Source organism: Kitasatospora setae KM-6054 (assembly GCF_000269985.1).
Lineage (GTDB): Bacteria > Actinomycetota > Actinomycetes > Streptomycetales > Streptomycetaceae > Kitasatospora > Kitasatospora setae.
In genome coordinates this window covers 4,034,988-4,055,256 of the sequence record NC_016109.1, presented here as the reverse complement: position 1 = coordinate 4,055,256, position 20,269 = coordinate 4,034,988, and the positions used below count along the sequence as shown (strand labels likewise).

The 20,269-nt window shown below is 74.5% G+C and carries 20 protein-coding genes; 11 read left to right on the top strand and 9 right to left on the bottom strand.

Translation table 11 applies throughout. The annotated features are described in order from the left end of the window. Nucleotides 1-43: 43 nt before the first annotated feature. On the bottom strand, nt 44-451 hold the full coding sequence (locus KSE_RS17905) for a universal stress protein (RefSeq protein WP_081539872.1): 408 nt from the start codon (nt 449-451) through the stop codon (nt 44-46). A gap of 233 nt (nt 452-684) precedes the next feature. Between KSE_RS17905 and KSE_RS17900 the strand changes: the two genes are divergently transcribed. The 8 genes from KSE_RS17900 (at nt 685) to KSE_RS17865 (ending at nt 10,020) form a co-directional block, all read left to right on the top strand. Then, nucleotides 685-1,200 carry a universal stress protein gene (locus tag KSE_RS17900; protein ID WP_014136738.1) on the top strand — a complete coding sequence of 172 codons (516 nt, stop codon included), beginning with the start codon at nt 685-687 and terminating at the stop codon, nt 1,198-1,200. Next, complete coding sequence (locus tag KSE_RS17895) at nt 1,197-1,598, top strand: hypothetical protein (protein ID WP_014136737.1); 402 nt, start codon at nt 1,197-1,199, stop codon at nt 1,596-1,598. The genes KSE_RS17900 and KSE_RS17895 overlap by 4 nt, the downstream gene beginning before the upstream one ends. A 157-nt stretch (nt 1,599-1,755) precedes the next feature. Further along, nucleotides 1,756-2,595, top strand: coding sequence for an NAD-dependent protein deacetylase (locus KSE_RS17890; RefSeq protein ID WP_014136736.1), 840 nt, complete (start codon nt 1,756-1,758; stop codon nt 2,593-2,595). 281 nt (nt 2,596-2,876) lie between these two features. Next, nucleotides 2,877-2,966, top strand: a complete 90-nt coding sequence (gene kdpF, locus KSE_RS41260; protein WP_014136735.1) for a K(+)-transporting ATPase subunit F — start codon at nt 2,877-2,879, stop codon at nt 2,964-2,966. A 1-nt stretch (nt 2,967) separates the two neighbouring features. Next, nucleotides 2,968-4,629: a potassium-transporting ATPase subunit KdpA gene (gene kdpA, locus KSE_RS17880; RefSeq protein ID WP_014136734.1), complete on the top strand. Its 1,662-nt coding sequence runs from the start codon at nt 2,968-2,970 to the stop codon at nt 4,627-4,629. Further along, nucleotides 4,629-6,704 carry a potassium-transporting ATPase subunit KdpB gene (gene kdpB / locus KSE_RS17875; RefSeq protein ID WP_014136733.1) on the top strand — a complete coding sequence of 692 codons (2,076 nt, stop codon included), beginning with the start codon at nt 4,629-4,631 and terminating at the stop codon, nt 6,702-6,704. Before kdpA ends, kdpB begins: the two co-directional genes overlap by 1 nt. A gap of 19 nt (nt 6,705-6,723) precedes the next feature. Continuing rightward, complete coding sequence (kdpC, locus tag KSE_RS17870) at nt 6,724-7,341, top strand: potassium-transporting ATPase subunit KdpC (protein WP_014136732.1); 618 nt, start codon at nt 6,724-6,726, stop codon at nt 7,339-7,341. A gap of 105 nt (nt 7,342-7,446) precedes the next feature. After that, nucleotides 7,447-10,020: an ATP-binding protein gene (locus tag KSE_RS17865; protein ID WP_014136731.1), complete on the top strand. Its 2,574-nt coding sequence runs from the start codon at nt 7,447-7,449 to the stop codon at nt 10,018-10,020. A gap of 26 nt (nt 10,021-10,046) precedes the next feature. On the opposite strand, the gene KSE_RS17860 is transcribed toward KSE_RS17865, so the two are convergent. The 3 genes from KSE_RS17860 to serS all read right to left on the bottom strand — a co-directional run bounded on the left by KSE_RS17860 (nt 10,047) and on the right by serS (nt 13,405). Next, complete coding sequence (locus KSE_RS17860) at nt 10,047-10,625, bottom strand: phosphatase PAP2 family protein (RefSeq protein WP_014136730.1); 579 nt, start codon at nt 10,623-10,625, stop codon at nt 10,047-10,049. Continuing rightward, nucleotides 10,622-11,944: a diacylglycerol/lipid kinase family protein gene (locus KSE_RS17855; RefSeq protein WP_033259941.1), complete on the bottom strand. Its 1,323-nt coding sequence runs from the start codon at nt 11,942-11,944 to the stop codon at nt 10,622-10,624. Before KSE_RS17855 ends, KSE_RS17860 begins: the two co-directional genes overlap by 4 nt. A 165-nt stretch (nt 11,945-12,109) precedes the next feature. Further along, the gene (gene serS, locus KSE_RS17850) at nt 12,110-13,405 is read right to left on the bottom strand and encodes a serine--tRNA ligase (RefSeq protein WP_014136728.1); all 1,296 of its coding nucleotides are present in this window, start codon (nt 13,403-13,405) and stop codon (nt 12,110-12,112) included. Nucleotides 13,406-13,597: 192 nt separating this feature from the next. On the opposite strand from serS, the gene KSE_RS17845 reads away from it, so the two are divergent. Both KSE_RS17845 and KSE_RS17840 read left to right on the top strand, forming a co-directional pair. After that, complete coding sequence (locus tag KSE_RS17845) at nt 13,598-14,020, top strand: SRPBCC family protein (RefSeq protein WP_014136727.1); 423 nt, start codon at nt 13,598-13,600, stop codon at nt 14,018-14,020. 130 nt (nt 14,021-14,150) lie between these two features. Beyond that, nucleotides 14,151-14,606 carry a MarR family winged helix-turn-helix transcriptional regulator gene (locus KSE_RS17840; RefSeq protein WP_014136726.1) on the top strand — a complete coding sequence of 152 codons (456 nt, stop codon included), beginning with the start codon at nt 14,151-14,153 and terminating at the stop codon, nt 14,604-14,606. 36 nt (nt 14,607-14,642) lie between these two features. Here KSE_RS17840 and KSE_RS17835 read toward each other — a convergent pair whose 3' ends face one another. Further along, a complete protein-coding gene (locus tag KSE_RS17835; RefSeq protein ID WP_014136725.1) occupies nt 14,643-15,440 on the bottom strand; it encodes an alpha/beta fold hydrolase in 798 nt (265 codons plus the stop codon). Between the two features lie 26 nt (nt 15,441-15,466). Further along, nucleotides 15,467-15,679: a DUF4287 domain-containing protein gene (locus tag KSE_RS17830; RefSeq protein WP_014136724.1), complete on the bottom strand. Its 213-nt coding sequence runs from the start codon at nt 15,677-15,679 to the stop codon at nt 15,467-15,469. Between the two features lie 118 nt (nt 15,680-15,797). On the opposite strand from KSE_RS17830, the gene KSE_RS17825 reads away from it, so the two are divergent. Further along, complete coding sequence (locus tag KSE_RS17825; protein WP_014136723.1) at nt 15,798-16,703, top strand: hypothetical protein; 906 nt, start codon at nt 15,798-15,800, stop codon at nt 16,701-16,703. Between the two features lie 148 nt (nt 16,704-16,851). Here the strand turns inward: KSE_RS17825 and KSE_RS17820 are convergent, their stop codons facing one another. The 3 genes from KSE_RS17820 to KSE_RS17810 form a co-directional block, all read right to left on the bottom strand. Continuing rightward, nucleotides 16,852-17,295, bottom strand: a complete 444-nt coding sequence (locus KSE_RS17820; protein ID WP_014136722.1) for an iron chaperone — start codon at nt 17,293-17,295, stop codon at nt 16,852-16,854. Between the two features lie 162 nt (nt 17,296-17,457). After that, a complete protein-coding gene (locus KSE_RS17815) occupies nt 17,458-19,710 on the bottom strand; it encodes a heavy metal translocating P-type ATPase (protein WP_014136721.1) in 2,253 nt (750 codons plus the stop codon). A gap of 53 nt (nt 19,711-19,763) precedes the next feature. Further along, nucleotides 19,764-20,039 (bottom strand): heavy-metal-associated domain-containing protein, encoded by a 276-nt coding sequence (locus KSE_RS17810; RefSeq protein ID WP_014136720.1) that lies wholly within the window; start codon nt 20,037-20,039, stop codon nt 19,764-19,766. Nucleotides 20,040-20,269: the final 230 nt, after the last annotated feature.

Sequence of the window (20,269 nt, the reverse complement as noted above, 5' to 3'; positions counted from 1 at the left end):
GCCTGGGCAGTCAACTCGCTTGTAGAGCAAGTGAGTTGACCCTTCAGGCTGCCCCGGTGAGGACGGTTTCCGGCGCCCGGACGGCCAGCACCGGGCAGCGCGCGTGCGACCGGCAGTACCGCTCGGTGCGGGCCCCGCGCATATGGTGGCGGCGCCCGTCCGCGCCGAGCAGCAGCAGGCCGTCCGGGCCGCCGGCCGCCGCGACCAGCGCCGGCCCCGCCGCACCGGCCGCCACCACCGGACGCACCACCACCCCGCCCGGCCAGCCGCCGACCGCGTGCCGCAGCGCCGCGTCCAGCACCCGCCGCGCCGCCTGCTCCGACGGCTGCCCCGCCAGCAGCGGCACCAGCACCGCCCCGCGCCCCGCCGCCTCCACCACCGCCCGGCGCAACGCCGCCAGACTGCCCGGCGAACCGTCCACCCCGACCACCACCCGCACCCGCTCGGCCATCACCAGCACCTCCTCCCTCCAGTGAACGCCGCCGGACGCCGCCCCGGGCCCGCCGGGCGTCAAGGCGGCGTCGGGAAAGCCCGGACCGGCGTCAGGGAGCCGTCAAGGCCGGACCCGGCGGCCGTTCCGGACGGTCTGCTGGTCACCGGGACGCGGACCCCGGCACCCGGAAGCGCCGGGGTCCGCGCGGCCCGTCACCAGCGAACCTGACAGCGGAAGGGAAGGTACGGCGGATGCGCGTCGTGGTCGGAGTCAGCGGATCGCCCGGCAGCCTGGCCGCGCTGCACCGCGCCGTCGCCGAAGCGCGGCGGGCCGCGGAGCGCGGCGGTGCGGCCCAGGTGCTGGCGCTGCACGCCTGGGAGCCGCCCGGCGGCGAGTTCGGCTACCGGCGCTCGCCCTTCCCGCCGCTGCTGTCCGCCGTCCGCGAGGAGGCCGAACGGCGGCTGCGCGAGGCGGTCGCCGAGACCGGCGCCGACCGGGCCGGCGTGCCCGTCACCGCGCTGACGGTGCGCGCCGCGCCCGCCACCGCCCTGCTCACCGCCGCCGACCGGCCCGACGACCTGCTCGTCCTCGGCCCGGCCGGCACCTGGTGGCACCGCGGCCTGCGCGCCTCCGTCCCGGCCCACTGCGTACGCCGCTCCCGCTGCCCGGTGCTGGTCGTCCCCCGGCCCGAACTCGCGCTGCTCCTGGACGGGTTGACCCGCCGCGCGGTCGACGCCGAACTGCGCGACCTGGTCGCCCGCGGATGAGCGCCGCCGCCCCGCCGCCGCGCCTGCCGGTCGACCTGTCCGCCGTCCTCGCGCTGCTCGCGGGCGCCGCGACCGCCGCCGTCCTCGGCCCGCTCGGCGAACTGCGCCCCGGCTGGTTCGCGCTCACCGCCTTCGCCGCCGCCTGCGCCGCCCTCGGCGCCCGCTCCCGCCCCGCCGCCGCGCCGCTGATCGGCCCGGCCGTCTGGCTCTTCCACAACGGCTTCGCCGAACACCGGCACGCCGAACTCGGCTGGTCCGCCACCGAACCGGCCCACCTCGCCCTGCTCACCGCCGCCGCCCTGCTCCCCGCCCTGCTCCCCGCCCGGCGCCCGGCGCGCGGTCACGTCTTGGAAGCGCTCCCAAGAAAGATCCGTACGCATCTTCTGCACCGGAGGTGAACCGAAGTACAAAGGAAGCGGCGGAAGTTCGGGCTGTGGGGGCCGGAACCTCCGCATCCGGAGCGGCCCGGGCGGTGCGTGGGGGCACCGCTCGGGCCGCACACCCGTCCGCGCCGCCCGCCCGCTCCGGCGCCGTTCGCGGCCGGGGCGTTCCACAATGGACGGCATGAGCGCGTACGAGGACGGACTCCCCGAGGTGGCCCGGCTGCTGGACGGCGGCGGGGTGGTGGTGCTGAGCGGGGCCGGGCTGTCCACCGAGTCGGGGATCCCGGACTACCGGGGGCCGGACGGGGTGCGCCGCAACCGGGCGCCGATGACGTACCAGGAGTTCCTCGCGGACGAGCCGGCCCGCCGCCGCTACTGGGCGCGCAGCCACGCGGGGCGGGCGGTGATCGCCGGGGCCAGGCCGAACGCCGGGCACCTCGCGGTGGCCCGGTTGCGGGCGGCGGGCCGGGTCTCCGCGGTGATCACCCAGAACGTGGACGGCCTGCACCGCGCGGCCGGCACCCCCGACGCGGTCGAGCTGCACGGCGGCCTGGACCGGGTGGTCTGCCTCGACTGCGGCGCCGTCACCGCCCGCGCCGCCCTCGACGAGCGCCTCGCCGCCCTCAACCCGGCCTTCCGGGACGCCGGTTCGCGGATCAACCCGGACGGCGACGTCGAACTGCCGGACGGCCTGGTCGCCACCTTCACCGTCGCCCCCTGCGCGGCCTGCGGCGGCGTCCTCAAGCCGGACGTGGTGTTCTTCGGCGAGAGCGTCCCCAAGGACCGGGTCGAGCACTGCTACCGGTTGGTCGACGAGGGCCGCGCCCTGCTGGTCCTCGGCTCCTCGCTCGCGGTGATGTCCGGCCTGCGCTTCGTCCGCCACGCCGCGAAGACCGGCAAGCCGGTCGCCATCGTCACCCGCGGCACCACCCGCGGCGACGACCTCGCCACCACCCGCCTGGACGCCCCGCTCGGCGCGACCCTGACCGCGCTGGCGGCCGGCCTGGCCTGAGCCGGGAGGGCGCCGGGGCGCGGGCCGGGAGAGCGCCGGGGAGCGGGCCGGGGGCGCGGGCGGCGTCAAGGGGGCGTCAAGGCTGCCGGGGCGGCCGTATGGGGGGCGTCAGGGGACGGGGGAGCGGGGGTTCGCGCTGCTTGGCTCGGGGGTGCCGGCGGAAAGCGCCGGCGTCCGCTCCGAACCACCTTGGTGGATGCCATGTCAGACCTGATCTACGTCGGTGTCACGGTCGCCGTGTTCGCCGTCATCGCCCTGATCGCGCGGGGGGTGGAGAAGCTGTGAGCGCCGAACACATAGCCGGTCTCCTCGTCGCCGCCGCACTCGTCGGCTACCTCGTCCTCGCGCTGATCCACCCGGAGAAGTTCTGACATGGGTCCCACTCTCGCCGGGTGGCTGCAGGCGATCGCCCTGGTCGGCGCGCTGGCCCTCTGCTACCGCCCCCTCGGCGACCACATCGCCAAGCTGCTCACCTCCGCCCGCCACCTGAGAGCCGAGAAGGCGCTGTACAAGGTGGTCGGCGTCGACGCCGACGCCGACCAGCGCTGGCCGGTGTACCTGCGCTCGGTGCTGGCGTTCTCCGCGCTCTCCGTGCTGTTCCTGTACGGGCTGATCCGGCTCCAGACGCACCTGCTGCTCAGCCTGGGCGTGCCGGAGATGGCCGCGCACCAGGCGTGGAACACCGCGATCTCGTTCACCACCAACACCAACTGGCAGTCGTACAGCGGCGAGTCGGCGATGGGCCACCTGGTCCAGATGGCCGGCCTGGCGGTGCAGAACTTCGTCTCGGCGGCGGTCGGCATCGCGGTCGTCGCGGCGCTGATCCGCGGCTTCACCCGCAACCGCACCGACCGGGTCGGCAACTTCTGGGTCGACCTGACCCGGATCTCGCTGCGCCTGCTGCTGCCGCTCGCGGTGCTGTTCGCCCTGGTGCTGGCGGCGAACGGGGTGGTGCAGAACTTCCACGGCTTCGAGCAGGTGACCACCCTGACCGGCGGTCAGCAGTCGCTCCCGGGCGGGCCGGTGGCCTCGCAGGAGGTCATCAAGCTGCTGGGGACCAACGGCGGCGGCTTCTACAACGCCAACTCGGCCCACCCGTTCGAGAACCCGACCGGCTTCACCAACCTGCTGGAGGTCTTCCTGCTGCTGGTGATCCCGTTCGCGCTGCCGCGCACCTTCGGCCGGATGGTCGGCGACCACCGCCAGGGCTACGCGATCGCCGCCGTGATGGGCCTGTTCTGGACGGCCTCGGCGGTGCTGATCACCTTCTTCGAGCACCAGCACGCGGGCAGCGCCCTGCAGGCGGCCGGCGCGGCGCTGGAGGGCAAGGAGCAGCGCTTCGGGGTGGCCGCGTCCGGCCTGTTCGCGGCGTCCACGACGCTGACCTCGACCGGCGCGGTGAACTCCTTCCACGACTCGTTCACGCCGTTCGGCGGCGGGCTCACCGTGTTCGACATGATGCTGGGCGAGATCGCGCCCGGCGGCACCGGCTCCGGCCTGTACGGGATGCTGATCCTGGCGGTCGTGGCGGTGTTCGTCGCGGGCCTGATGGTCGGCCGCACCCCCGAGTACCTGGGCAAGAAGCTCGGCGGCCGGGAGATGAAGTTCGCCTCCCTGTACATCCTCACCACCCCGGCGATCGTGCTGATCGGCGCGGGCACCGCGATCGCCCTGCCCGGCGAGCGGGCCGGGATGCTGAACGACGGCGCGCACGGCTTCTCCGAGGTGCTGTACGCGTTCACCTCGGCGGCGAACAACAACGGCTCGGCGTTCGCGGGCATCACCGTCAACACCGACTGGTACGACACGGCGCTGGGCCTGGCGATGGTGTTCGGCCGGTTCCTGCCGATGGTGTTCGTGCTCGCGCTGGCCGGCTCGCTGGCCCGCCAGCGGCCCGTCCCGGCGGGCGCGGGCACGCTGCCCACGCACCGGCCGCTGTTCGTCGGCCTGCTGTCGAGCGTGATCCTGATCGTCGTCGGCCTCACCTACTTCCCGGCCCTGGCCCTCGGGCCGATCGCAGAAGGTCTCCACTGATGTCCGTCACCGCCCCTGAGGTTCCGGGCCGCGCCGCGGCCGGCCTGCTCGATCCGAAACTGCTGCTCGCCTCGCTGCCCGACGCGGTGCGCAAGCTCGACCCCCGGGTGATGGTGAAGAACCCGGTGATGTTCGTGGTCGAGGTCGGCTCGGTGGTCACCACCGTCGCCGCGATCGCCGACCCGTCCGTCTTCGCCTGGGCGATCACCCTGTGGCTGTGGCTGACCACGGTCTTCGCCAACCTGGCGGAGGCGGTCGCCGAGGGCCGCGGCAAGGCGCAGGCCGACACGCTGCGCCGGGCCAGGACCGAGTCGGTGGCCCGCCGGCTCACCGGCTGGCCGTCGTCCGGGGCCGAGGAGGAGGTGCCGGGCACCGCGCTGCGCTCGGGCGACCACGTGGTGGTCGAGGCCGGCCAGGTGATCCCCGGCGACGGCGACGTGGTCGAGGGCGTCGCGTCGGTGGACGAGTCGGCGATCACCGGCGAGTCCGCGCCGGTGATCCGCGAGTCCGGCGGCGACCGCTCCGCGGTGACCGGCGGGACCAAGGTGCTCTCCGACCGGATCGTCGTGAGGATCACCTCGGAGCCCGGCAAGACCTTCATCGACCGGATGATCGCCCTGGTCGAGGGCGCGGCCCGGCAGAAGACGCCGAACGAGATCGCCCTGAACATCCTGCTGGCCTCGCTGACCGTGGTCTTCCTGGTCGCGGTGGTCACCCTGCAGCCGATGGCGGCGTACGCCGGGGCCCCGCAGTCGACGATCGTGCTGGTCGCGCTGATCGTGGCGCTGATCCCGACCACGATCGGCGCGCTGCTCTCGGCGATCGGCATCGCCGGCATGGACCGCCTCGTCCAGCGCAACGTGCTCGCCATGTCGGGCCGGGCGGTGGAGGCCGCGGGCGACGTCAACACGCTGCTGCTCGACAAGACCGGCACCATCACCCTCGGCAACCGGCAGGCCGCCGAGTTCCTGCCCGCCGCCGGGGTCGGGGTGGCCGAACTGGCCGACGCGGCCCAGCTCTCCTCGCTCGCCGACGAGACCCCCGAGGGCCGCTCGATCGTCGTCCTCGCCAAGACCGGGTACGGCCTGCGGGCCCGCGCCCAGGGCGAGTTGGCGCACGCGGTGTGGGTGCCGTTCACCGCGCAGACCCGGATGTCCGGCGTCGACGCGGACGGCCGCGAGGTCCGCAAGGGTGCGGCCGGTTCGGTCGCCAACTGGGTGACCGGGCACGGCGGTTCGGTCGGCGAGGACGTCGCCGCGCTGGTCGACGGGATCTCCGCCGCGGGCGGCACCCCGCTGGTCGTCGCCGAGCGCGACGGCGGCGGGGGCGTGCCGCGCGTCCTCGGGGTGATCCACCTCAAGGACGTGGTGAAGGAGGGCATGCGGGAGCGCTTCGAGGAACTCCGCCGGATGGGCATCAGGACCGTCATGATCACCGGCGACAACCCGCTGACCGCCCGGGCCATCGCCGAGGAGGCGGGCGTCGACGACTTCCTCGCCGAGGCCACGCCCGAGGACAAGATGGCCCTGATCAAGAAGGAGCAGGAGGGCGGCAAGCTGGTCGCGATGACCGGCGACGGCACCAACGACGCCCCCGCGCTCGCCCAGGCCGACGTCGGCGTCGCGATGAACACCGGCACCATGGCGGCCAAGGAGGCCGGCAACATGGTCGACCTGGACTCCAACCCCACCAAGCTGATCGAGATCGTCGAGATCGGCAAGCAACTGCTGATCACCCGGGGCGCGTTGACGACCTTCTCGATCGCCAACGACGTCGCCAAGTACTTCGCGATCATCCCGGCGATGTTCGCCGGCGTCTACCCGGGCCTGAGCCGGCTCAACATCATGGGCCTGCACAGCCCGACCTCCGCGATCACCTCGGCGATCGTCTTCAACGCCCTGGTCATCGTCGGCCTGATCCCGCTCGCCCTGCGCGGCGTCACGTACCGCCCCAGCGACGCCGGTTCACTGCTGGCCCGGAACATCGGGATCTACGGCCTGGGCGGCCTGGTCGTCCCGTTCGTCGGCATCAAACTCATCGACCTGGTCGTCCGGTTCGTCCCCGGCCTCAACTGACAAGAGAGGAGAACGAGACATGCCCGTCTTCCTGCGCACCCACCTCACCGCGCTGCGGATGCTGCTGGTGATGACCGTGATCCTCGGCATCGCCTACCCGCTGCTGGTCACCGGCATCAGCCAACTCGCCTTCCCGGCAAGGGCCAACGGCTCACTCGTGAAGAGCGACGGCAGACCGGTCGGCTCCGGCCTGATCGGCCAGACCTTCGACCTGCCGAAGGCCGACGGGGCCGCCCCGGACGCCCCGGCCCAGCCCGACCCCAAGTGGTTCCAGCCCCGCCCGTCCGCCGGCGGCTACGACCCGACCGCCTCCGGCGCCTCCAACCTCGGCCCGAACAGCGCCGACCTGCTGAAGGCCGTCGAGGAGCGCCGGGCCGCCGTCGCCGCCTTCGACGGCGTCGACCCCGCCACCGTCCCGCCCGACGCGCTGACCGCCTCCGGCTCCGGCCTCGATCCGCACATCTCGGTCGCCTACGCCCGGGAGCAGGTCAACCGGGTCGCCCGCGAACGCAGCATCCCCGCCGAGCAGTTGAACCGGCTCGTCGACCAGCACACCGACGGCCGCTCGCTCGGCTTCCTCGGCCAGGGCGGCGTCAACGTCCTCCGGCTCAACCAGGCCGTCGCCGACCTCAAGTGACGGCACGTCAGTTCCCCGCGCAGGCCGGCCCGGACGCTCCCCCGTCCGGGCCGGCCGAACGCGTCCCCCGCCGACTCCCGCGTTCCACAGCCGAGAAGAGCCGCCATGCCAGCTGACCCCAGGCCCCGGCCGCACCCCGAGGACCGCCGGCCCGGCCGGCTGCGGGTCTACCTCGGCGCCGCGCCCGGCGTCGGCAAGACCTACCGGATGCTGGACGAGGCGCACCGCCGCCGGGAGCGCGGCACCGACGTGGTGGTCGGCTGGCTGGACACCCACGACCGCCCGCGCACCGCCCGCCTGCTCGACGGACTGGAACAACTCCCGCGCGCCACCCGGGAGTACCGGGGCGCCGAGTTCGCCGAACTCGACCTGGACGGGCTGCTCGCCCGCCGCCCCGAACTCGCCCTGGTCGACGAACTCGCCCACACCAACGTCCCCGGCGGCCGGCACGCCAAGCGCTGGCAGGACGTCGAGGAACTGCTCGCCGCCGGCATCGACGTCGTCACCACCGTCAACATCCAGCACCTCGAATCGCTCAACGACGTCGTCCAGAAGATCACCGGCGTCCCGCAGCGCGAGACCGTCCCGGACGAGGTGGTCCGGCGCGCCGACCAGATCGAACTCGTCGACATGGCCCCGCAGGCGCTGCGCCGCCGCCTCGCCCACGGCAACGTGTACCGGGCCGAACAGGTCGACGCCGCGCTCGCCCACTACTTCCGGATCGGCAACCTCACCGCGCTGCGCGAACTCGCCCTGCTCTGGCTGGCCGGCCGGGTCGACGAGGGCCTGCGCGACTACCGGGCCGCGCACCGGATCGACCGGGTCTGGGAGACCCGCGAACGGGTGGTGGTCGCGCTCACCGGCGGCCCCGAGGGCGTCACGCTGATCCGCCGCGCCGCCCGGATCTCCGACCGGGCCGCGGGCGGCGAACTGCTCGCCGTGCACGTCTCCCGCAGCGACGGCCTGGCCGGCGCCTCCCCGGGCCGGCTCGCCGAGCAGCGGCGGCTGGTCGAGTCGCTCGGCGGCAGCTACCACTCGGTGGTCGGCGACGACATCCCCGAGGCGCTGCTCGCCTTCGCCCGCGCCCGGGACGCCACCCAGCTGGTCCTCGGCACCAGCCGGCGCGGCCGGCTGAACCGCTTCCTGACCGGCCCCGGCATCGGCGAGACCACCGTCGACCGCTCCGAGGACATCGACGTCCACATGGTCACCCACGCCTTCACCGGCCGCGGCCGGCTCCCCCCGCTGGGCCGCCGCCACTCCCGCCGCCGCACCCGTTCGGGATACGCGGCCGGGCTCGCCGTCCCCGTGATGCTGACCGCCGCCCTCTCCCAGGCGCACCACGCGCTGAACCTCACCACCGACGCGCTGATCCTCCAACTCGGCGTCGTCGCCGTCGCGCTGCTCGGCGGCGCGGTCTCCGCGCTGCTCGCCTCACTGGCCGCCTCGCTGCTGCTGAACTACTACTTCATCCCGCCCGTGCACACCTTCACCATCGGCGAGGCCAACAACTTCATCGCGCTCGCCGTGTTCGCCGCCGTCGCCCTGTGCGTGTCGACCGTCGTCGACCACGCCGGACGGCAGACCGCCCGGGCCGCCCGCGCCACCGCCGAGGCGGAGACCCTCTCCACCCTGGCCGGCTCCGTGCTGCGCGGCGCCGACGCCGTCCCCGCCCTGCTGGAACGCACCCGCACCTCCTTCGGCCTGGACACCGTCACCCTGCTCGACCGCGCCACCGGCCGGGCCCTGGACGCCGTGGAGAGCCCCGTGGAGAGCCCCGCCGAGAGCCCCGCCGAGAGCCCCGACACCACCGCGACCGCCGACCCCGTCCACACCACCGACCTGCCCGTCGGCCCGGACGCCCTGCTGCGGCTCACCGGCCGCCGCCTGCCCGACACCGACCAGCGCGTCCTCGCCGCGTTCGGCGCCCACCTCGCCGCCGCCCTGGAACGCGACCGGCTCGCCACCGCCGCCGCCGAGGTCGAACCGATCCGCGCCGCCGACCGGATGCGCACCGCCCTGCTCGCCGCCGTCAGCCACGACCTGCGCACCCCGCTGGCGGCCGCCCTCGCCTCGGTCGGCTCGCTGCGCAGCCCGGACGTCGACTTCTCCGCCGAGGACCGGGCCGAACTCCTCACCCTCGCCGACGAGTCCCTGCACCGCCTCACCCGGCTGGTCGACAACCTGCTCGACCTCAGCCGCCTCCAGGCCGGCGCCCTCACCCCGCACCTGCGCCCCACCCACCTGGACGAGGTGCTGCCCGCCGCCCTCGACGCGCTCGCCACCCCCGACGCGCCCGTCCGCAGCGCCGTCACCGAGGCCGTCCCGCCGGTCCTCGCGGACCCGCCGCTGCTCGAACGCGTCCTCGCCAACGTCCTCGCCAACGCGCTGCGCCACAACCCGCCCGGCGCCCCCGTCCTGGTCACCGCCTCCGCCCACGCCGACCGGGTCGAGATCCGGGTCGTCGACCGCGGCCCCGGCATCCCGCCCGAGGACCGCGACCGGGTCTTCCTGCCCTTCCAGCGCCTCGGCGACACCGACAACACCACCGGCACCGGCCTCGGCCTCGCCCTCTCCCGCGGCCTCGCCGAGGCGATGGGCGGCACCCTCACCGCCGAGGACACCCCGGGCGGCGGCACCACCATGCTCCTCACCCTCCGCGCGGCGGAGACCCCCTGAGCCCTGTCCGGGCGACCCGGGAGCGGTCAGCGGCCCGGCCACCACTCGTCGACGCCCGCCACCACGCTCCCCGCGACCGTCCCCAGCAGCGCGCCCGCGATGACGTCCCCCGGATAGTGGACGCCGGTGTGCACCCGGGAGTAGCCGACCGAGGTGGCCAGCAGACCCAGCGGGGCCGCCGCCCACGGCAGCACCGAGGCCACGCCGGCCGCGAACGCGAACGCGGACGCGGTGTGCCCGGAGGGGAACGACGCCGACTCCGGCATCGGCACGAACCGCGCCTGCGGCACCTTGCCGGCCTCCCGGTCCGGCCGCTTGCGCCGGGCCAGCGACTTGCCCAGCAGGTTCGCCGTCGCCGAGGCCACCGCCACCGACGCCAGCCCGACCGCCGCCGCCCGGCGCGGCCGGCCCGGCACCAGGGCCAGCCCGCAGGCCAGGGCGATCGAGATCTTCGAGTGGTTCGCGGCGGTGGAGAGCTGCCGCAGCCGCTCGTCCAGGGTCGGGGTCGGCGTCGCGGCCACCGCCGCGTACACCGCCAGGTCCACCGCCGACAGGTCCTCCACCACCCGCCGCCCGGTCGGCACCCACTGGTTCAACGCCTTCACCGCACACCGCCGTTCGTGTCCACCCGGCCCGACGCGAGGTGCGCCAGCCGGCTCCATCTCAGGGGCGGCACGGGCGCCACCGTGCCCGGCCGCTCGCGCGGGACCCGGACCCGCAGCGCGCCGGGCCGGATCACGCAGCGCACCGGCACGTCCAGCTCCAGGGCTTCGCCGTCCACCGCGACGGGGATGGTCGCGACGTCCGCCGTCACCACCACCTCGCGGCCGACCAGCACCGTCACCGCCTCCGCACTCGTACCACGCAGCGCCAGGTCCGCGGCCTGCGCCGCGCCGTCCACCCGGACGCCCAGCACGCCGAGCCGCCCGAGGTCCATCCGGGAGCGCCGCCCGGGGTCGAGCAGGTCGCCCGCGTCGTACGGGTTGTTGCTGACCAGCACCGCCTGCGGGTCCTCCAGCCGTTCCCCGCCGGTCTCGGCGGTCAGCCGCGCGCCCGCGTAGCCGACCAGCAGGTCCGGCAGCATGGCGAGGACCGTGGCGGCCTTCGCGTCCCGGTACTCGGGGTTGCGGACGACCTCCGCGTAGGTGCCGAACGAGACGTTGTTGACGAAGGCCCGGCCCGCGACCTCGCCCAGGTCGACCCGGAGCTCGACGCCGTCGGTCAGCGCGTCCAGGCAGCGGGCCGGGTCGTTGCGGTCCAGGCCGAGGTCGAGCGCGAAGTGGTTGCGGGTGCCGGCCGACACCACCAGGAACGGCAGCCCGTGCCGGGCCGCGACCTGCGCGACCAGCGCCTGGGTGCCGTCGCCGCCCGCCACCCCCAGCAGGTCGGCGCCGTCCGCGACGGCCCGCTCGGCCAGCTCGGTGACGTCCTGCTGGGCGGACGGGTCGAGCAGCACCACCTCCGCGCCCAGCTCACGGGCCCGCCCGGCCAGGTCGAACTTCTCGACCTTCCCGCCGCCGGACTTCGGATTCATGATCAGGACGGGGCGGCGCGGCGGATCGACCTCCCGCTCCGGCATCTCCCGGGTGTGCCGCGCCGAGCGCAGCGCCGCCCGGGCCAGCGCCAGGCCGACCGCCCACAGCGCCAGCGCGCCCAGCACCCACGGCCACGTCCCGCCGCCCACGTACAGCGCCAGCGCGCCCGCCGGGGCGGCCACCGCCAGCAGCACGCCGAACCAGCGCACCGGCCCGCGCCGCGACAGCGCCCACCACACCCCGACGGCCATCAGCACCAGGGCCGCCGCCCCGACCGCCACCACCAGGGCCCCGCGCAGCCCCGCCCCGGCGGCCAGCAGCAGCACCGCCGCCAACCCGCACCCGATCGCCGCCCTCGCCAGCCACACCGGCTTCGCCGCCTCTCCCATCCACCGACGGTAACGCGGTGTCAGCTACCCCGCCCGGCAGGACGCACGCCCTCCCCGTGCCCTTTCTCCGCTCTTCCCGCCGCGCCCCCGCCCGGTGCCCGGACACGCCGACGGCGCGCGGCACCGCGCCGCGCGCCGTCAACTCCCTTGCCGCTCCGGCCGGTCCTACTCCTCGACGGGGGTGCCGTCGGCGGCGATCCGGGCGAAGCCGAGGTACGGGTGCAGGGCCTTCGGCAGCAGCACCGAGCCGTCCGCCTGCTGGTGCTGCTCCAGCACCGCCGCGATGGTGCGGGCCAGCGGCAGGCCCGAGCCGTTGATGGTGGCGGCCGGGGTCGGCTTGCCCTTCTCGTCGCGGGTGCGGATACCGGCCCGGCGGCCCTGGAAGGTGCCGAAGTCCGACACCGAGGAGATCTCCCGGTAGGTCTCCTGACCAGGCAGCCACACCTCCAGGTCGTAGGTCAGCTGCGCCGAGAAGCCGGTGTCACCGGCCGCCAACGCGACGACCCGGTAGGCGAGTTCGAGCTCCTGCAGGCAGGCTTCGGCGTGCGAGACCATCAGCTGCATCTGCTCCCGGGCCTGCTCGGCCGCGCAGATCCGCACCATCTCGACCTTCGAGAACTGGTGCATCCGGATCAGCCCGCGGGTGTCCCGCCCGTAGGAGCCGGCCTCCGAACGGAAGCACGGGGTGTACGCGGTGAGCGCCAGCGGCAGCTCGGCCGGCGGGACGATCTCGTCCGCGTACAGGTTGGTCAGCGGCACCTCGGCGGTCGGGATCAGGAACAGGTCCCGGTCCGCGACGCCGGTCTTGAACAGGTCCTCCTCGAACTTCGGCAGCTGGCCGGTGCCGGTCATGGTGCGCCGGTTCACCAGGTACGGCACGGCGTGCTCGACGTACCCGTGCCGGCGGGTGTGCACGTCCAGCAGCAGCGAGGCGATCGCCCGCTCCAGAGCGGCGCCGGCGCCGCGCAGCACGCTGAAGCGCGAGCCCGACAGCTTGGCGGCCCGGCCGAAGTCCAGGATGCCCATCGCCTCGCCGAGGTCGACGTGGTCCTTGGGGGTGAAGTCGAAGCGCGGCGGCTCGCCGACCCGGCGCAGCTCGCGGGCGTCCGCGTCGGAGAAGCCGTCGGGGGCCTCGTCGTCGGGCAGGTTGGGGATGGTCAGCAGCAGGTCGGTCAGCTCCTGCCGGACCTGCTCCAGCTCCGCCTCGTTCTGCTGGACCTGCTCCTTGAGCGCCCGGGCGGTCTCCTTCAGCTCGCCGACGTCCCCGCCCTGCTTCGCGGTGCGCTGCACCTCCTGGGCGACCTGCTTCGAGCGGGCCCGCAGCTCGTCGCCGGCCTGGATGCCGCTGTTGCGGCGGGACTGCAGCGCCTCCAGCGCGGACAGGTCGAGCGTGTAGCCGCGACGTGCCAGAAGCCGGACGGCTTCGTCCCCCAGGTCGATCAGGACGCGGGCATCATGCATCGGAGTCGGTTCTCCTCTGGTCTGTCCCAGCGGCTCCCGCCGGGTCGAATTCGTCCCGACCGTAGCAGGGCGGGGGAAAACGGTGCAGTGCCTTTCCGGGCCGCCGTCCGCCGTCCGGGGCGCCCCTTGCAGAGATGATCCCCGCAGGGATAATCTCCGCATAGATGAAGTCGAGTGCAAGGGGGAACCGCCATGTGGCAGCACGAGTACACCGCCGAGACCGCCGCCGCTCCGCACGCCGTCTGGGCGGTGCTCAGCGACCTGGACCACTGGACGGACTGGGACACCTCGATGGAGGCCGTCGCCCTGGACGGCCCGTTCGAGGTCGGCGGCACGGTCACGATGACCCCGATCGGGCAGGAGCCGATCGTCTCCGTCATCACCCGGATCGAGCCCGGACGCGCCTACGCCGACCGCACCGGGTTCGGCGGCGCCGTGCTGGACTTCTCGCACACCCTCACCGCCCTCCCCAACGGCGGCACCCGGGTGGTCCACCGCCTGGAGATCACCGGCCCGGACGTCGACCGGCTCGGCCCCGAACTCGGCCCGATGATCACCGAGGACTTCCCGGAGGCGATGGCCGCCCTGCTCGCCCGCGCCGAGCGGGTGGCCTGACCGCCTGAAACGTACGACCGCCCGGAACGTACGCTCCCCAGAGCGCACGACCGCCCCGGACGACCGCCCGCCCGTGACGACCGCCCGGAACGCACGACCCGACCCACCGGAACCCACGAAGGAGCGCGCCATGGACGGACTGGTCGAAGGCCCGGCTAACAGCCCCGGCTTCTGGCTGTGGCACACCACCCTGCGCTGGCAGCGCGAGGTCGCCGCCGCCCTCGCCCCCTACGACCTGACGCACCCGCAGTTCGTACTGCTCTCCTGCGCCTGGTGGCTCAACGAGCAGGGCGCCGTCCCCAACCAGCAGGAGCTCTCCGCGCAGGCGGGCACCGACGTCCGGACCACCTCCCAGGTGGTCCGGAAGCTGGAGGCCAAGGGCCTGCTCGACCGCACCACCGATCCGGACGACACCCGGGCCCGCCGCCTGCGCATCACCCCGCGCGGCACCGCCCTCGCCCGCGCCGCCGTCCCGACCGTCGAGGCCGTCGACCGCGCCTTCTTCGCCCCCGCCGCCCACGGCACGCCCGCCCTTGACGGCGACGGCCTCAGCCGCCTGCTGCGCCGCCTGGTCGACGCGCCCTAGCCCGGGGGAGGGGCCGGCCGGCGCGGCCCCCGCGGCTCAGCCCCGGGCGATGAACCCGGCCACCATCGGCCCCAGCACGTCCGGCGCGACCTCGTGGGTCTGCCCCGCCAGGGTGCGGTACTCCGCGCCCGCGGCGGCGGCCGTCGCGGCGGCCGCGTCGCGCAGCAGGGCCGGGCTGTCCCCGCCGTCGGCCACCAGCACCGGCACCGGCAGCCCGGCCAGCAGGGCGCCCGGCACCGGCGCGCCCTCCGCCCCGTCCAGCACCTCAGCGTCGTTGACCAGGGTCGGCGCCACCGCCACGAAGGCCGGCCAGACCGGCGACTCGCGCAGCTGGGCGACCATCGGCTCGGGCGAGCCGACGAAGGTCATGAACCGGGCCACCGCGTCGCCCGGCTCGCCCGCCAGCACGTCCCGCTCGACGCCCGCCCGGTACTCCTTGAACCGGGCCCGCTGCTCGTCGGTGGTGCTGAACGGCGGCTCGTACGCCACCACCCGCTCCACCCCGATGCCGGACCCGGCCGCCCGCAGCGCCAGCGCCGCGCCGGAGGACACGCCGAGCAGCGTCGCCCGGCCGCCCGCCGCCGCGACGACCGCCGCCAGGTCCTCCACCTCCCGCTCCACGGCGTACGGCCCGCCCGAGCCGCTCTCGCCGCGCCCGCGCCGGTCGTAGCTGAACACCCTGTGCGCACCGGCCAGTTCGGCGGCCAGCGGGCCGGAGGGGCCGAACGCGCGGTGGCACATCGCGCCGTCCACGACCACCACGGCCGGGCCGGCGTCACCCGCCACCTGGTAGGCGATCCGGGTGCCGTCGGCGGAGGTCACGTACTCGGTCATTCCCACTCCCTGCTGGATGTCGGTGGTCACTTGGCGGCGGCGAGGTGGTACGCGACCAGCGCGTTGGCGTGGCCGTGCCCCAGCCCGTACTCGGACTTCAGCCAGGCGACCAGCTCCATGTGCTTGGTCAGCGGCGAGTCGCCGATCAGCTGCTGCCACTCGGCGATCGGGCGCCCGTACTTCTTCTCGATGGAGGGGAAGTAGCTGGCCGGTCCCTTGACCTGCTGCTCGGTGCTCATCTCGCGCGTCTCCGTCCGTTCCGCCTGCTCCGTGCTTGCTGTCACAGGAGAAGACGGGCCGCCCCGGCGGAACTCATCGGTCCTCGCGGAACTTTTTCCCGGCCCGTACGGTCGGGCCATGGCACGCATCGACGACAGCACGATCGAACGGGCAGCCGACTACCTGTGGACGGCGGGCCGGGTCCTCGAACAGCGGCGTTTCGCGCACCTCTTCGGCCCCGCCCCAGACCCGGCCGGTGTCCTGGCCGCCCTGGACGCCTACCGCACTCCGGACGGCGGCTGGGCGTATGGCCTGGAACCCGACGTCCGGGGGCCCGCCGCCCAACCCCTCGCGGCCGGCGCGGCCGCCCGGATCCTCGCCGAGGCCGGCGCCCTGGACGGCCCGCGCGGCACCGAACTCTGCGACTGGGCGAGCACCCTGACCACCGGGCGGGGCGGCGTCCCGGCCGTCCTGCCGAGCCTGCGCGACTACCCGCACCCGCCCTTCCTGCCGATCGCCGACGACCCGCCCGCCGAACTGCTCTCCACCGGCCAGATCGCCGCCCCGCTGCTCCGCTCCGGCCTGCGCCACCCCTGGCTGACCGGCGCGGAAGCCTTCTGCCGCCACGCGATCGAGACCATCGGCACCACCCACCCGTACGAGGTGATCACCGCCGTCGGCTTCCTCGACGCCGCCCCCGACCGGGCCTGGGCCGCCGAACAGGCCGCCCGCCTCGGCGAGGCGGTCCGCGAACAGCGCCTGGTGCTGCTCGACCCGGCCCACCCCGAGCGGGTCCGGCTCGCCCCCGGCTACGCGCCCGGCGAGTTCCACCTCCCGCACGACTACGCGCCCCACCCGGACAGCCTGGCCCGCGCCTGGTTCACCGACACCGAGCTCGAACGCGGCCTCGACCACCTCGCCGCCCGCCGGCTCCCGGACGGCGGCTGGCCGATCAACTGGGCCCGCTGGTCCGCCGCCACCGAGAACGAGGCCCGCCCGGGCGTCACGCTGTCCGCCCTGCTCACCCTCCGCGCGTACGACTGACCGCCCCGCGCGCTCGGAGCGCGCGGCGGGGGCGGCGGGGGCCGTCCACCGTCCACGGCTGGACGTCAGTCAATTGACGAACGCAAGCGCGACCGGCCGTCATCAGTTCATTGATGACGGCCGGTCGGGTTGATTCATATCCGCCCGTTCAGGAGACGGCGCGCTTCAGCAGCTCGGTGATCCGGGCGGCCTCCGCCTCGCCCAGGTCGGCGATCGCGAAGTAGGTCGGCCACATCGCGCCGTCGTCCAGCCTGGCGTTGTCGCTGAAGCCGATCATCGCGTAGCGGGACTTGAACTTGGCGGCGCTCTGGAAGAAGCAGACCGGCTTGCCGTCGGCGTTGTTGTAGGCGGGCATGCCGTACCAGGTCTTCGGGGCGAGCTCCGGCGCGGCCTCGGCGACGAGTTCGTGGAAGCGCCGGGCCAGCACCCGGTCCTCCTCCGGCATCTCCTCGATCTTCTCCAGCAGGTCCTTCTCGGCCTCGGCGGCCTTCGCCGCGGCGGACGCCCGCTTGGACTCCGCCTTGAGCTCCTTGGCGCGCTCCTTCATCGCCGCGCGCTCGTCCGCCGTGAAACCCTCGTGCTTCTCCGCCATGACCGGTCCTCCCGTTGCCGTTCCCGTTCCCTGCTGACGTCTTCGATCCTAGGAACGGAGGGCCCTCCCCGGCTTCTCGGAAACTGACCGGGTCCGGCCCGGGACGATTCCCGGGCCGGACCCTGTGGCCGTGGCTGTGGCCGTGCGGTTCGGCGGTTCCGCTCAGCGGGCCCTGAAGGTCCGCAGCCGCAGGCTGTTGCCGACCACGAAGACGGAGGAGAAGGCCATGGCGGCGCCGGCGATCATCGGGTTGAGGAGTCCGGCGGCGGCGAGGGGGAGGGCGGCGGTGTTGTAGGCGAAGGCCCAGAACAGGTTGCCCTTGATGGTGGCGAGGGTGCGGCGGGCGAGGCGGATGGCGTCGGCGGCGGAGCGCAGGTCGCCGCGGACGAGGGTGAGGTCGGCGGCTTCGATGGCGGCGTCGGTGCCGGTGCCGAGGGCGAGGCCGAGGTCGGCCTGGGCGAGGGCGGCGGCGTCGTTGACGCCGTCGCCGACCATGGCGACGGTGCGGCCCTCGGCCTGGAGGCGCTGGACGGTGGTGACCTTGTCCTCGGGGAGGACTTCGGCGATCACGTCCCGGGCGGGGATGCCCACCTCGGCGGCCACCGCTTCCGCCACCAGGCGGTTGTCGCCGGTGAGCAGGATCGGGCGCAGGCCCAGGGCGCGCAGTTCGGCGACGGCCTCGGCACTGCTCGGCTTGACGGCGTCGGCGACTTCCAGGACGGCCCGGGCCGCGCCGTCCCAGCCGACCGCGATGGCGGTGCGTCCGGCCCGCTCGGCGGTGGTCTTGGCGGCGGCGAGGGCGGCGGGCAGGTGCTGGGCCCGGTCGGCGAGCAGTGCTTCGCGTCCGGCGACGACGGTGTGGCCGTCGACGGTGCCCTGGACGCCGAGGCCGGGGATGTTGGTGAAGTCCTCGACGGGGGGCAGGTCGCCGAGGCGTTCGCGGGCGGCGGTGGCGATGGCTTGGGCGATGGGGTGTTCGGAGGCGTGTTCGAGGGCGCCGGCCAGCCGCAGCGCCTCGTCCTCGGTGGTGCCGTCGGCGGTGTGGAGGGCGAGCAGGGTCATCCGGCCGGTGGTGACGGTGCCGGTCTTGTCGAGGAGGACGGTGTCGGCCTTGCGGGTGTTCTCCAGGACTTCGGGGCCCTTGATCAGGATGCCGAGTTGGGCGCCGCGGCCGGTGCCGACCAGCAGGGCGGTGGGGGTGGCCAGGCCGAGGGCGCACGGGCAGGCGATGATCAGCACCGCGACGGCGGCCGTGAACGCGGCGCTCCAGCCCTCGCCGGTGCCCAGCCAGTAGCCCAGGGTGGCCAGCGCCAGGGTGATCACGATCGGCACGAACACGCCGGAGATCCGGTCGGCCAGGCGCTGGGCGGCGGCCTTGCCGTTCTGGGCGTCCTCGACGAGTCGGCCCATCCGGGCGAGTTGGGTGTCGGCGCCGATCCGGGTGGCCTCGACGACCAGCCGGCCGCCCGCGTTGACGGTGGCGCCGGTGACGGTGTCGCCGGGCCCGACCTCGACGGGGACGGACTCGCCGGTGAGCATCGAGGCGTCCACGGCGGAGCTGCCCTCGACCACGGTGCCGTCGGTGGCGATCTTCTCGCCGGGGCGCACTACGAACCGGTCCCCGACCGCCAACTGCCCGACCGGCAGGCGGACCTCGCGGCCCTCGCGCAGCACGGTGACGTCCTTGGCGCCGAGTGCCAGCAGGGCCTTCAGCGCGGCGCCCGCGGTCCGCTTCGAGCGGGCCTCGAAGTAGCGTCCGGCCAGGATGAACGCGGTGACGCCGGCCGCCGCCTCCAGGTAGATGTTCGAGGAGCCGTCCGAGCGGGCGATGGTGAACTCGAAGCCGTGCCGCATCCCGGGCATGCCCGCGTCGCCGAAGAACAGCGCCCACAGCGACCAGAGGAACGCGGCGCCGGTGCCGAGCGAGACCAGGGTGTCCATGGTGGCGGCGCCGTGCCGGGCGTTGGTCCAGGCGGCCTTGTGGAACGGCCAGGCGGCGTAGGTGACCACCGGGGCGGCCAGGGTCAGCGACAGCCACTGCCAGTTGTCGAACTGGAGGGCGGGCACCATCGCCATCGCGATCACCGGCACGGCCAGCGCGACGGCCGCCACTAGGCGCTGCCGCAGCGGCGCCAGTTCGTCGGCCGGTGTGGCGCCGTCCGCCTCCGGCGCCGCGGCCGGCGGCTCGGGGAGCGCGGCGGTGTAGCCGGTGGCCTCGACGGTGGCGATCAGGTCGGCGACGTCCACGGGCCCGTCGACGACCACCTTGGCCTTCTCGGTGGCGTAGTTGACGCTGGCCCGGACGCCGTCCATGCGGTTGAGCTTCTTCTCGATCCGCGCGGCGCAGGACGCGCACGTCATGCCGCCGATGCGGAGTTCCACCTCGGTGGAGGCGGGTGCTGCCTGGGTGGTCATCAGGGCTCCTCGTGGTCTCTCCCCGGACGGCGCCGGGGTGCTGCGGGTGTCTCTCAGGCCCGGCCGGTCAGCTCGTAGCCGGCCTCGTCGACGGCGGCGCGCACGGCCGAGTCGTCCAGCCCGGCCGCCGAGTCGACGCTCACCAGGCCGTTCCGCACGTCGACCCGGACGGCCCGCACGCCCTCCAGCGCGCCGACCGCCTTGCCGACGGCCTGCTCGCAGTGGCCGCAGGTCATCCCGGCGACGGTGAAGACGGTGGTGACGGCGGCCGGGTCGACGGTCGCGGTCTCGGTGGTGGAGCAGGTGCCGTTGGTGGAGCAGCAGGACATGGGAACCTCCGGTGTGGTCCTCCAATACCCAGTGGGGGTATCGGCTCTCGTGTCTCCAGTTATACCCCCGGGGGGTATGCAGCGCAAGCACTGATTCCGCCCGCCCCGCTCCTGGGGGAATTTCCGACCCCCATCGCACCCCGCCTGAGCTGCATCGATGCGGGCTGTGCGGATGCCGTCGCCCCGCCGCCCTGGTTGACGCATACCCCCCAGGGGTATCTACTCGCTGC

Bases quoted from the DNA above. Each gene is read 5' to 3' on its own strand.
- serS (WP_014136728.1), bottom strand. From the start codon at position 13,405: ATGCATGATGCCCGCGTCCTGATCGACCTGGGGGACGAAGCCGTCCGG.
- KSE_RS17820 (WP_014136722.1), bottom strand. From the start codon at position 17,295: ATGGCGGAGAAGCACGAGGGTTTCACGGCGGACGAGCGCGCGGCGATG.
- KSE_RS17840 (WP_014136726.1), top strand. From the start codon at position 14,151: ATGGACGGACTGGTCGAAGGCCCGGCTAACAGCCCCGGCTTCTGGCTG.
- KSE_RS17830 (WP_014136724.1), bottom strand. From the start codon at position 15,679: ATGAGCACCGAGCAGCAGGTCAAGGGACCGGCCAGCTACTTCCCCTCC.
- kdpA (WP_014136734.1), top strand. From the start codon at position 2,968: ATGGGTCCCACTCTCGCCGGGTGGCTGCAGGCGATCGCCCTGGTCGGC.
- KSE_RS17865 (WP_014136731.1), top strand. From the start codon at position 7,447: ATGCCAGCTGACCCCAGGCCCCGGCCGCACCCCGAGGACCGCCGGCCC.
- KSE_RS17810 (WP_014136720.1), bottom strand. From the start codon at position 20,039: ATGTCCTGCTGCTCCACCAACGGCACCTGCTCCACCACCGAGACCGCG.
- kdpB (WP_014136733.1), top strand. From the start codon at position 4,629: ATGTCCGTCACCGCCCCTGAGGTTCCGGGCCGCGCCGCGGCCGGCCTG.
- kdpC (WP_014136732.1), top strand. From the start codon at position 6,724: ATGCCCGTCTTCCTGCGCACCCACCTCACCGCGCTGCGGATGCTGCTG.
- KSE_RS17835 (WP_014136725.1), bottom strand. From the start codon at position 15,440: ATGACCGAGTACGTGACCTCCGCCGACGGCACCCGGATCGCCTACCAG.
- KSE_RS17905 (WP_081539872.1), bottom strand. From the start codon at position 451: ATGGCCGAGCGGGTGCGGGTGGTGGTCGGGGTGGACGGTTCGCCGGGC.
- KSE_RS17895 (WP_014136737.1), top strand. From the start codon at position 1,197: ATGAGCGCCGCCGCCCCGCCGCCGCGCCTGCCGGTCGACCTGTCCGCC.
- KSE_RS17855 (WP_033259941.1), bottom strand. From the start codon at position 11,944: ATGGGAGAGGCGGCGAAGCCGGTGTGGCTGGCGAGGGCGGCGATCGGG.
- KSE_RS17815 (WP_014136721.1), bottom strand. From the start codon at position 19,710: ATGACCACCCAGGCAGCACCCGCCTCCACCGAGGTGGAACTCCGCATC.
- KSE_RS17845 (WP_014136727.1), top strand. From the start codon at position 13,598: ATGTGGCAGCACGAGTACACCGCCGAGACCGCCGCCGCTCCGCACGCC.
- KSE_RS17900 (WP_014136738.1), top strand. From the start codon at position 685: ATGCGCGTCGTGGTCGGAGTCAGCGGATCGCCCGGCAGCCTGGCCGCG.
- KSE_RS17890 (WP_014136736.1), top strand. From the start codon at position 1,756: ATGGACGGCATGAGCGCGTACGAGGACGGACTCCCCGAGGTGGCCCGG.
- KSE_RS17825 (WP_014136723.1), top strand. From the start codon at position 15,798: ATGGCACGCATCGACGACAGCACGATCGAACGGGCAGCCGACTACCTG.